The following is an 11,699-nucleotide window of genomic DNA, read 5'->3' as shown; positions in this document are numbered from 1 at the left end:
AGATTCTTCTAAAAGATACACGTATGATAAAACAGATAGTACAACTGGGTATTTTGAGTGTAGCTTTGAGCTTCAGTTTCTCAGGATACAGCCAGATAAAAAAGGAAAAAAAAGGGGATAAGGACTTTGATCGTTTGGCTTATGTCGATGCGATCAAAGTATACGAACGCATGGCAGATAAAGGGTATGTGAATACCTCTATCTTACAAAACTTAGCGGATGCTTACTATTTCAACGGAAAATTAGTTGAAGCCAATAAGTGGTATACGGAACTATTTGAAGGGACTTATGAGGATAAAGACTTGTCTAAATTACCCTCAGAATACTACTACCGCTATGCACAAACGCTAAAAGCAGTAGAGAACTATCCCAAGTCACAAGAGCTATTGGATCAGTTTGCAGCGCTGGAAAAAGAAGATTCTCGTACCGCCTTATTCAATAAGAACCGCGACTATTTAGCGCATATTGAAAATCACTCCGATCGCTATGACATCAAGTTACTCGACTTGAATACGGAATACTCGGATTATGGCGGAACGATTGTAGGCAATCAGTTTATTTTTACATCAGCTCGCGCAACGGATCATCAAAGTGGAAATCAAATTCACTCGTGGACCAACGAAAGTTATACGAGTTTATACAGCTCAACTATTGGCCCCAACGGATTTGAAGAACCTGTTGTTTTTGCAGCAGAGCTCAATTCCAAAGTAAATGACGCAACAGCTGTTTTTACCCAAGATGGCAATACGATGTACTTTACGCGTAACAACTCCAAATCCAGTGGAAGAAGCAAGCAAAATAAAGACAAGACGTCTTTATTAAAATTATATAAGGCAGTAAAGCAATCGGATGGGAAGTGGGGACTAGTAGAGGAATTACCGTTTAACTCGGATAATTTCAATACAGCCCATCCTGCTTTAACTCCTGATGACAAATGGTTGTACTTTGTTTCAGATCGCAAGGGAACTTTAGGACAATCGGATTTATTTCGCGTAGCGCTTTATGAAAATGAAGGGTATGGTGAAGTCGAAAACCTGGGCAATGCAATTAATACCGAAGGAAGAGAAAGCTTTCCTTTTATCTCCTCGGACAATCAGTTGTATTTTTCCTCAGATGGACATCCAGGATTAGGTGGAATGGATCTATTTGTTTCAAAAATCTATCCCAACGGTAGTTTCGGTCCTGTAGTGAATATGGGAACGCCTATCAACAGTAGTTTAGATGATTTTGGCTTCTATTTAGACCCCAAACAAGGCAAGGGATTTGTTAGTTCGAATCGCGCAGATGGCAAAGGATCAGATGATATCTATTTCTTAGCAGAAAAGCCATGTAAACAAAGCATAGAGGGAATTGTATACGATAAGGATACCAATGAAGTATTAGTTGATGCCTTAGTTGTTATTTCTGATGCCTTGTATCAAAAATCAGATACCTTATATACAAATAGTAAAGGATATTATGTAACTTCGCTATTAGACTGTGGTAATAAATACCGCATTAAGGCAGAAAAAGCGTTATACAATACCGTAGAGGTTTCATTTAATATCAATCGTGAACCTGGGGTTAAAACAGTGAATATCGGATTAGAGAAGACGGAAAAACCACTAGAAGTTAACGATGATTTATTCAAGAAACTCCAATTACAACCGATTTACTTTGATTTTGATAAATCCAATATCCGTCGAGATGCCTCCATTGAGTTGATGAAAGTAGTGGAAGTAATGAAAGAATACCCTACGATGAAACTCGATGTTCGTTCGCATACCGACAGTAGAGGAAATGATTCCTACAATATGCAGCTATCCGATCGCCGTGTGAAATCAACAATTAAGTGGATGATTGAACAAGGTATTGATCCAAGTCGTCTAACAGGACGTGGTTATGGTGAGAGTCAATTGTTAAACAAATGTAGCAATGGCGTACCGTGTACAGTTGAGGAACATCAGTTAAATAGACGTAGTGAGTTCATTATTTTAGCAATGTAACCCACGCGCAAAACAATAAAGCAATTTTTTTTCGATAATCCTGCTGTAGGATTTTAAACAAGCAGCACTAAGCCCAGAAGAGCGCTCAATTTGAGCGCTCTTCTTATTTTTATAGGGTGTTTCGTAAACTGTCATTCCGATGGTGCGGATTGCGCGATCGGCACCATCTAAAATTTCTCTTTTAATTTCTGCCATAATTTACGTTGTTTACTGTTGACTATTTTTTTACAATCGTTCATCGCTATTCACCAGCTACATGAATACGCTACAAACCTACATCAGTCGAAATTAACCTGCAATACCCCCCTTCCATATAGGGAAAAAGAAAGCTCAAATGGCTTTATTTGTGCCTATGTAAAAACACAAACAACTGTTATTCAGTGATTTATTTTGTTTTATTTTAGTTTTGTTTGGGTCTTCTTCGGTAAACATGTGTATTTACGGGGGATTACCCCCGATTTACCGAACAAAACCCAAACAAAACCCGAACAAAACCCAGTCCTTTTCCGTTTTACTGAAAGAAACGAACCACTTCCTTTTCGTCAACATTCATGTAAAAACAAAACGCTTTGTAGGTAACGAACCCGATGGCGCGGATTTAAGGTGCAAATCCGTGCCATCGGGTGATCTTTTGGGACAGCCTCTTCTTATTTTTATAGGTGGTTTCGTAAATTGCCAACCGTTAACAAACTGTCAACTTTTTTTATTGGTAATAGAGGAATGAAGTCATACTTAACGAACCACCAACATAAGCATCATTGAAAAATAGCAATTCATCCTTGGCTTCCTTTAAGCCCAATGTATACAACATGGGGATGTAGTGTTCCAATGTGGGAATAGCCAGCCGAATGTGTCGATGCAACTTTTCATAGGCTACCAAGTCTTTATAGTTGTAAGACGCAATGTTATTTTGTAGCATAGCATTAATCTCAATAGCCCAATCAAATCCATAATTGCTGTTCATTTTATCCCAAGAAAGCAAACGCAAGTTGTGTATCATATTGCCACTGCCAATAAGCAAGATTCCTTTCTTTCGCAATTCACGCAACTGTACCGCTAATTGATAGTGATAATCCAATGGTTTATCGTAGTCAATACTCAGCTGTAAAACTGGAATATTTGCTTTGGGAAACATATGCTTGGTAATTGACCAAGTACCGTGATCTAATCCCCAATCATGATCCAAGTGAAGATCAAATGAAGGTGCTAAATTTTGTATTTCTAAGGCCAAAGCAGGACTTCCAGGAGCAGGATAGGTGACGTCAAATAAAGCTTGAGGAAATCCTCCAAAATCGTGAATGGTGGTTGGAAAATCCATTGCTGTAATACGACTTCCTTTGGTCTGCCAGTGAGCCGAAATAACAACAATGGCTTTTGGCGTGGGGATCGTTTGCCCCAGCTTGTGCCAACCCTGAGCAAATACGGTGTCTTCTATGGCATTCATGGGCGACCCATGACCAATGAATAGCGTGGGCATAAGCGCTTCACTGTAAGTAAATTGTTGAGAAAAACGATAAAGATCTTGAAGTGACTGCATAAACAAAGAATTAATATAGTACAAAGTACTCCATTTTATCGTGTGAATAATAAAATGAAAACTAAAAAATAAGAGAAATCCATTAGCCAATTCCTAAGATTCGGATCAAGTACCTCCTTTCATACTTTAAAAGAACAAATAAAAACAACCAAATAAGTGGGGTAATTCAAAAAAACTTATAGTTAAAATTACCTTAAAATTAAGGTGGTTTTTAATTTTAGAGTAAAAAATTAAGTCAATAAGTAATTGAAAAATATAATATATAATTTATTGAATTTCAATAATGTAATTGTAGTGCAGTCGGTATAAAAGCTTGTTTGTTTTCTTAAATAAGTATAGAAAAGGATACGTTAATTTTAATTAATAGATGAAACAAATAATTATAGAATGAACGTAAAATTAAGGTACCTCTATCTTAGTGTACTGTGCTTATTTTTTCAGATAGCACTGGCACAAGAGAAAGAACTCTCTGGAGTTGTAACAGATGAAGGAATGTCCTTACCCGGTGTTACTGTTTTAATTCAAGGCACCCAGCAAGGCACCCAAACAGATTTGGATGGAAAGTACACCATTAAAGTAAAAAAAGGAGACACACTCTTATTTTCTTTTATTGGGATGAAAGATGTACAGTACAAGGTTGCGGATCAAAAGGTATTTAACGTACAGTTGGTTCCGGTAGAAAAAATGCTCACAGAAGTTGTCGTAACCGCTCTGGGGATTAAACGAGATAAGAAAAAGTTGGGGTATTCCTCCCAAGAAGTAAAAGGAGAACAAATTTCGAGTGCAGGGCAAAGCAATGCCGTGAATGCACTTTCGGGCAATGTCTCAGGCTTACAAGTTACAGCGCCTTCTAGTATGGGAGGCTCAACGCGTATCGTCTTGCGTGGCATTAAATCAGTGGTGGGAAATAATCAACCACTCCTTGTTGTGGATGGAATTCCGCTCGATAATACCAATATAGCGGATATTAATATGCAACGTGGAGCAAGTGGACGCGATTATGGCGATGGATCAGCGGATATTAACCCCGATGATATCGAATCAATTACGGTACTAAAAGGAGGACCCGCTTCTGCGCTCTACGGTAATAGAGGGGGAAATGGCGTTATTCTTTACACCACAAAATCAGCTAAAAATGGACGCACAGAAATTGAAGTGAATTCGGGAATTTCTTTTGAATCGGTGAACATCATGCCTAAACTGCAAACAAAGTATGGAGGTGGTTCTACTTCGTCCTTTAAACAGCAAGAGATTAATGGCAAAGTGTACAATCTTCCAGAATATGCGTTGGATGAAAGTTGGGGTCCTAAATTTGATGGAACGCCCTACCTGCCCTGGAATGCCTTTGACCCTGAATTTGGAGAAGATTATATGAAAGAAATTCCTTGGACCAAATCCAAACACGATGTGAAGACCTTTTTTAATACAGGAGTGTCTCATAATCAATCCGTATCCATTGCCAAGTCATTTAAAGAAAGCAATATCCGAATGGCATTTAACAATAAAGTGACGGAAGGGATTATGCCAATCTCAAAGCTCCAACGCAATAACTTTACAGTTAATGCCGCTACGAAAATAAGCGAAAACCTCAAAGCAGAAACCAATGTCAATTACGTTTATACCAAAGGGTTTAATCGCCCTGTCGTTGGCTATGGAGACAATTCGGTCGTAGAGCGATTCTTTCAATGGGGACAACGTCAAATTGACTTCGAGAAGTTGAAAGACTACAAATTAGTTAATGGCAATCAACGCTCGTGGAATCGAACGTCTTGGGATAATGGAATGCCTGCGTATTCAGATAATCCGTACTGGGTGATTCACGAAAATACCTCCCAAGATGTACGCACCCGATTGTTTGGTAATGCTAAATTGACGTATAACTTTTCGGATAACCTCTATGTTGTCGGTACGGTGTATGGAGATCAGTACAGCCTGACTATTGATGAGCGCGTAGCAGTGGGTTCTCAAGCAACTTCTTCTTATTCGCAAGCAAAGCGAAATATTTCGGAATACAACTACGAAGGACGCCTTCATTATGACGATCAATTCGGAGCCTTTGGTTTAAATGCGTTTGTCGGAGTAAATCGAAGTGAAAAACGCAATGATTTTCTCTATGGATCAACAGTAGGTGGGCTTAATCTGCCCAATCTATATAATCTGAATAATAGCAAAGCGACAGCGCGTTCTTCGAATGACTGGACGCATACACGTACCAACTCCGTGTTCGGTTCTGTTAGTCTGAGTTACTTAGAATATCTCTTTCTCGATGGAACAGTGCGAACCGATTGGTTTTCTACAGTAAAAAAATCAGTGACTTACCCCTCGTTAACGGGAACCTTTATATTTTCAAATGTGCTTCCCGAGATCGATTGGTTAAGCTATGGGAAAATTCGCCTCGGTTGGGCGCAAGTGGGAAATGATACGGAAGCCTATCGAACGAAAAATTACTACCAAATCAATGGTCCTTTCTTAGATCAACCAACCTATGCACTTGACAATACCGCCAATAATCCCGATTTAAAACCCGAATTGATGACCACCAAAGAGATTGGCTTGGAAGCCGCTTTTCTCAATAATCGAATCAGTTTTGAATTGTCTTACTATGAAATTGAAACCAAAGATCTAATTACCAAAGTACAATACGATGCCGCTACTGGATTTGCCTACCGATGGATGAATGCTGGAGATATGAGAAACAAAGGGTTTGAGGCAACAGTAAATCTAACCCCGGTGAAAGTAGATGATTTCTCTTGGCAAATTACCTGGAACTTCGCCAAAAATAGAAACACATTGATTCGTTTGGCAGAGGGCGTAGAGTCTGTGGAAATTGCAAGAGCTCCCTTTCGCGTTTCCCTACAGGGAAAAATAGGCGAAACCTACGGTCAAATATACGGAACCAATTACGTCTATGATAAACAAGGCAACAAAGTAATTGGTGAAAATGGATTGTATAAAGCAACAGAAGTAGAAGCATTAGGCTCTTATTTACCCGATTACAATATGGGAATCCGAAATAGTATCCGCTATAAAGGATTTAATCTAGGTGTTTTAATTGATATACAAAAAGGGGGCAAATACTTTTCAACGACCCATATGTATGGCATGTATTCCGGTATGTTAGAAGAAACAGCTACAGGAGATATTCGAGAAAAAGGATTGATTTTGGACGGCGTAAAAGAAGATGGAACCAAAAATGATCAGGTGGTCAGCGCTATTGATTGGGCAAAAGGACATAATTCAACAGTCGACGCTCAAAATGTATTTGATGCAGATTACATCAAGTTGAGAGAAATAACCTTGAGTTACGACCTGCCAACCAAATGGCTGGGGCCTTTTAAAGGGATAACTATTGCGCTCTATGCACGGAATCTCTTTACGTGGAACCTCGACTGGAAAGGAATGGATCCCGAAATGGCATCCTATGCAAGCGATAATGTGCAAGCCATTGAAGGTGCTTCCTTGCCTTCAACACGATCATATGGAATGAATGTTAAATTTAAATTATAGTAAATCACATGAAAAAATATATTTACTCATTCGCCCTGTTGATGAGTCTTGTGCTGTTCAGTAGTTGTGATAAAGATCTAGAGTCAATTAACAAGGATCCAAATAAACCCACGGTAGTCACAACCAATGGATTGTTTAATAATACGAATAAGGAATTGATGACCCGAACCAGAAGGGGAATGCCTTCTGGACGTATGGCTTTGCCGTGGATTCAATACTCTGCGCAACGAAATTATACGGCAGAAGACCGCTACCAATTTAGAAATGAGGTGAACAACAGCCTCTATACCGATATTTTTTTAGCCGTTAAAGGATACAAACAAATTATCGATATCGTTACAGATCCCGCCAATAAAGAGCAGGTAGCATCGTATGGTGATCCTGCAAATCAATTGGCTGCTGCGCGAATTATGATCGCTTACGCACAATTGCAATTGGTCGATATGTATGGCGATGTTCCTTACTACTCTTATGCGACTAAAGATCCCGATTTTCAGGCGATGACCTTGGGTACAGCAAACGAAATAACAACGCCTAAATTCGCTCCCCAAGACAAAATTTATACCGATTTAATGAACGAATTGAAAGAGGCAACCGCATCCATAAATATGAAAGCAACGAATGTCTTTACTGATGGAGATTTCTTATTTGGCTCTCCACTTAAATTAAAGAAATTCGCCAATTCACTGCGTTTAAGAATAGCCAATCGCGTCAAAAATGTCATCCCAATCGCGCAATCACATCTAGCTGAATTGACAGCGAATACGGCTGATTTGATGGAATCTAATATCGATAATGTTGGTCAGAAATTTCAAAACGATCCGGTCAAACCAGCGCCATTCTATTTCGATGCTTTTGTTTCAAGAAGAAATGATTTTTCGCCAACAAATACCTTTGTCGAATTGCTGAAAGGAGAAACTAAGTCAATGCATCCCAATCCCTTTGCTACAATCGTCGATCCCCGATTATTTAAAATGATCGCGCCAATTAGTCAACCAGTTACGGATAGTATAGGAAACACAACAGAAGTAACACTCGCCTTTTATTATGACAGCAGTAAAGCAACACAACCCTGTATTGAAAAGAATAATTATGTAGAACGCACCCCTGATTTCTATACGGGAATGCCAATCGGATTGGTAGATGCTTATACGGGAAGTCAAGCAGATTATGCCTCCCAATTTAGTGGAACCATCTATAAAGCAGATTATACTGAAATATTGATGGAATACGCTGAAGTGGCGTTTATTTTAGCCGAATTAGATATTAATCCCCAAGAAAATTACAGGAATGGAATCAAAGCTTCTATGCAAAAATGGGAAATATCAGAAGCTACTATTACAGATTACCTAGCAAAGATGACGCTTGTAAATACAGAAACGATCCTCACTCAAAAGTATATTGCGTTATTTTTTCAACCTTATGAAGCTTGGGCAGAATACAGAAGGACCAAATATCCTAAAACATTGTTGCTACCTGGACAAAGCCACGAATTAATTGCCCCAGGACCTCAAAAGCAAACCGAATATACCTTTAATGCTGCCAATGGATTAACCGATTTACCTGAACGGATTACCTATCCAACAGATCTTACTCTCGTTAATAAAGTCAATAAAGATGCCGCTGCAACACGAATGGGGGGAGATTTAATGAATACCAAATTAATTTGGGCACAATAAACAAGTTACATAGTACGTCATGGAAATAGGATGCTCGTATCGAGTGTCCTATTTTTTTTGATTGCATACAACCGAACGCCGAACACCAAACGCCGAACACTGCTCTAAATTCTCTGTTTTTTCGTACTATTGCAAATAAAAAGAGCATGAAATATACCTGTACAACCTGTGGAAAAGAACACGAATATTGGCCTGCCTTAGCCTATCCAGCGCCGTTGAGCTATGCGCAATTGAGCGAAGCTGAAAAAGAAAATGCAGAAGTAACAAGTGATTTCTGTGCCATTATTCGCCCAGAACAAACCGACTATTTCATTCGCGTTGTTTTAATTCAAACTGTGGTAGATGCTTGCCAAGATTTGGATTATGGGGTATGGGTATCCCTAAGTGAAACAAGCTTCAAAGCGTATTATGAAAATTTCGACAATAAATCATTTAAAGCAACCTACTTTGGTTGGTTGAATAATCACCTGGCTCCTTATGATTTTGATAGCTGTATGCAAATGGGAACCAATGTTGAAGTAGACAATGAAAAAGGACGACCGTTTATCTATTTACACCAAAAAGAAGGCAATCAATTAGTTCAAGATTTTTACAAAGGCATAACAGAAAAAGAAGCATTAGAGCGAATTAAGGCAGCACTAGGACAGTAGGTTGAGAGGGACCTTATTTTAGTAAACGGATAAGTCACAAGACAAAAAAGTGGGAAGGGGGAAAGATTCTTCTCCTGATTAGTTAAAAGGAAAGCTTGATGATACGATCCAATTGATGTTTGTCAATAGATGTTGGTGCTGATTTGTATAGCTCTAATTTCAACAGGGAAACAATCGCAAAGAAATCGGTAGCCAATACTTTATAATACACTTCAAAATCGTGTTCCGTTTTCTCCTCAATGTGCTTTATTTTTTTACTCTCTTCCATTAAATTGCCAACGCAAACCAAAATTTGATCAAAGGTTTCGGAAGACGTATGCATCTGTAAAAAACCAAATTCAAAAAGCAAATCCTGTAAACTGTTTACTTCACGTGCTAAGGTTTTATCGTGACTTAAATGCAAGGTTAGTTTCTCCTTTTGCAAAATAGTATTGAGCTGCGTTAAAAAGTGAAAAAACACTTCTTGCTTCTTTTCAAAAACCATCAAATTTCGCTCCCTTGATTCTTCACTCTTCGTTTGTCCCTGTAAGAGTAATACAGTGATGATAGCAGTAATCACCACCCCTAATAAAGTACCGAAGAATTGCGCAGGTAATGAACTCAATTCAAAAATTTCAAAAGTTACTGCTGTTATCAAAAAAATTATCGTTAAAATAAGAACAGCTGCACGAGATAAATGGGATTTAAACTTCATTATCAAAGGGTTATGTGTTAAACGAATGCGTAATTGTTGAGGAAGTAAAGTACAACTTATTTTGAATTCTACTGTCTATTTTTTACGATTAACTAAATAGAAAAAGCTTAAATTCTATTATTCGTATCAAAACCTTATTTTTTTTGTACTTCATACAATAACTTTGAATTTTTTACGTTTTATAAGGGTGTTTGACCTAAAAAACTGAAGTATTAAAATAATATTAAAAAATAGAGTAGAAACTTGATTTACTCAAAAAAAGGAGTATGTTTATACTTGAAGTAAGATTTTAAAATATTGAGTTATGAAAACAAGAGTAATGTTGAACTATGCCAAGACTGTTTTAGAAAGCGTTAGTTTTGATTCGAAATTATTTTATAAAGAGTTACAAAAAGCATTAAACCATTTAGTTCCTTATGATGTGGAACAATTAGGAGAATGGGTTAATAGTTTTATACAGGAAAAACCAGAATTAAGCGATTCATTACATTTGTTAAACGTATAAAGGAAAGCTACCTCATAGGAGGTAGCTTTTTTTATGTACTCTTTTCTTCTCAAGCATTGGTGTATTCGAATGTTCATTTCCTTTTTTTATCTTTGGAAGTAAAACCAGTCACATTATGAAAATACGCCCTTATATACCATCAGATAAAAATGCCTTAATCCAATTGATTGAGTCGAATGTACCTTTGTATTTTGCTCCAGAAGAGGTAGAGGAATACAAACGTTACTTAGAGGAAGAACTAGACCAATATTTTGTAGTCGAAGAAGATGGGCAATTACTAGGAGCAGGAGGAATCAATATCTTAGTCAAAGAAAAAGAGGGGCGAATCAGCTGGGATGTTGTTGCACCAGCTTCACAAGGCAAGGGCATAGGACGTGCCTTGCTGTTGTATCGCTTGGGAATCTTGCAAAAAATACCTGCAATTGATTGCATTCGCGTACGTACTTCTCAAGTGGTCTATCCCTTTTATGAAAAATATGGTTTTGTAACCCAGCAAATTCAAAAAGACTTTTGGGCAATAGGTTTAGACCTATATGATATGGAGTTTCAACCTGAAAAAAAATAAAGCCAGATGAAACTATTTGTCAAAAATATGGTTTGTCATCGATGCATACTTGCCGTAGAACAGATCTTTGAGTCTATGCAACACACGCCCCTAGCGATAAAGTTAGGTGAAGTTGAACTGGCAGCGCAATTGGAGCCTGAAATAGTAGAAAAAATCAGTCAAAAATTAGAAGCTATAGGTTTCGAGTTGCTCAATGATAAAGAAAGACAAGGTGTCACCCAAATTAAGTCCCTGCTTATTGAACTGCTTCAAGGGGAACAATTGATTTTGGAAGTGCCACTTTCCGTTTATTTAGCGAAGGAATTAAACAAGGATTACCTCTATCTAACACAGCTTTTTTCACAGCTAGAATCCACCACAATAGAACAGTATTTTATCCAGCTGAAAATAGAAAAAGTAAAAGAATTGTTGTTGTACGATGAATTGAGTCTAAAAGAAATTGCTTTTCGACTCAATTATAGTAGTGTAGCCCATCTCAGTACGCAATTTAAAAAAATAACAGGGATGACACCAACTGCATTTAAGCAACTGACACTCCCACATCGAAAGCAAATCGACCAGTTATAAAAAGACAAAA

General features: G+C 37.9%; 10 protein-coding genes. 7 read left to right on the top strand and 3 right to left on the bottom strand.

Translation table 11 applies throughout. From position 1 onward, the window contains the following. The first annotated feature begins 23 nt into the window (after window positions 1–23). Window positions 24–1,985, top strand: a complete 1,962-nt coding sequence (locus tag ACPDHL_RS12895; RefSeq protein WP_430533167.1) for an OmpA family protein — start codon at window positions 24–26, stop codon at window positions 1,983–1,985. Here ACPDHL_RS12895 and ACPDHL_RS12890 read toward each other — a convergent pair. Both ACPDHL_RS12890 and ygiD read right to left on the bottom strand, forming a co-directional pair. After that, complete coding sequence (locus tag ACPDHL_RS12890; protein ID WP_430533166.1) at window positions 1,974–2,180, bottom strand: hypothetical protein; 207 nt, start codon at window positions 2,178–2,180, stop codon at window positions 1,974–1,976. The two genes, ACPDHL_RS12895 and ACPDHL_RS12890, sit on opposite strands and share 12 nt — an antisense overlap. Before the next feature lie 508 nt (window positions 2,181–2,688). Next, on the bottom strand, window positions 2,689–3,522 hold the full coding sequence (gene ygiD / locus ACPDHL_RS12885) for a 4,5-DOPA dioxygenase extradiol (RefSeq protein WP_430533165.1): 834 nt from the start codon (window positions 3,520–3,522) through the stop codon (window positions 2,689–2,691). A 387-nt stretch (window positions 3,523–3,909) separates the two neighbouring features. On the opposite strand from ygiD, the gene ACPDHL_RS12880 reads away from it, so the two are divergent. The 3 genes from ACPDHL_RS12880 to ACPDHL_RS12870 all read left to right on the top strand — a co-directional run bounded on the left by ACPDHL_RS12880 (window position 3,910) and on the right by ACPDHL_RS12870 (window position 9,358). Then, window positions 3,910–7,029 (top strand): SusC/RagA family TonB-linked outer membrane protein, encoded by a 3,120-nt coding sequence (locus ACPDHL_RS12880; RefSeq protein ID WP_430533164.1) that lies wholly within the window; start codon window positions 3,910–3,912, stop codon window positions 7,027–7,029. Between the two features lie 8 nt (window positions 7,030–7,037). Next, window positions 7,038–8,708, top strand: a complete 1,671-nt coding sequence (locus ACPDHL_RS12875; protein ID WP_430533163.1) for a SusD/RagB family nutrient-binding outer membrane lipoprotein — start codon at window positions 7,038–7,040, stop codon at window positions 8,706–8,708. Between the two features lie 146 nt (window positions 8,709–8,854). Continuing rightward, window positions 8,855–9,358 (top strand): DUF2199 domain-containing protein, encoded by a 504-nt coding sequence (locus tag ACPDHL_RS12870; RefSeq protein ID WP_430533162.1) that lies wholly within the window; start codon window positions 8,855–8,857, stop codon window positions 9,356–9,358. Between the two features lie 82 nt (window positions 9,359–9,440). Here the strand turns inward: ACPDHL_RS12870 and ACPDHL_RS12865 are convergent, their stop codons facing one another. Continuing rightward, complete coding sequence (locus tag ACPDHL_RS12865; RefSeq protein ID WP_430533161.1) at window positions 9,441–10,052, bottom strand: hypothetical protein; 612 nt, start codon at window positions 10,050–10,052, stop codon at window positions 9,441–9,443. A 304-nt stretch (window positions 10,053–10,356) separates the two neighbouring features. Between ACPDHL_RS12865 and ACPDHL_RS12860 the strand changes: the two genes are divergently transcribed. The 3 genes from ACPDHL_RS12860 to ACPDHL_RS12850 all read left to right on the top strand — a co-directional run bounded on the left by ACPDHL_RS12860 (window position 10,357) and on the right by ACPDHL_RS12850 (window position 11,689). Then, on the top strand, window positions 10,357–10,557 hold the full coding sequence (locus ACPDHL_RS12860) for a hypothetical protein (protein WP_430533160.1): 201 nt from the start codon (window positions 10,357–10,359) through the stop codon (window positions 10,555–10,557). A gap of 115 nt (window positions 10,558–10,672) precedes the next feature. Further along, a complete protein-coding gene (locus ACPDHL_RS12855) occupies window positions 10,673–11,122 on the top strand; it encodes a GNAT family N-acetyltransferase (RefSeq protein ID WP_430533159.1) in 450 nt (149 codons plus the stop codon). Window positions 11,123–11,128: 6 nt separating this feature from the next. Further along, window positions 11,129–11,689: a helix-turn-helix domain-containing protein gene (locus ACPDHL_RS12850; RefSeq protein WP_430533158.1), complete on the top strand. Its 561-nt coding sequence runs from the start codon at window positions 11,129–11,131 to the stop codon at window positions 11,687–11,689. The last annotated feature ends 10 nt before the right edge of the window (window positions 11,690–11,699 follow it).

The sequence above is a fragment of the Myroides sp. C15-4 genome (assembly GCF_050522745.1).
GTDB lineage: Bacteria > Bacteroidota > Bacteroidia > Flavobacteriales > Flavobacteriaceae > Flavobacterium.
Note: the sequence above shows the minus strand (reverse complement) of the source record. Positions and strands in the feature narration are given on the sequence as shown.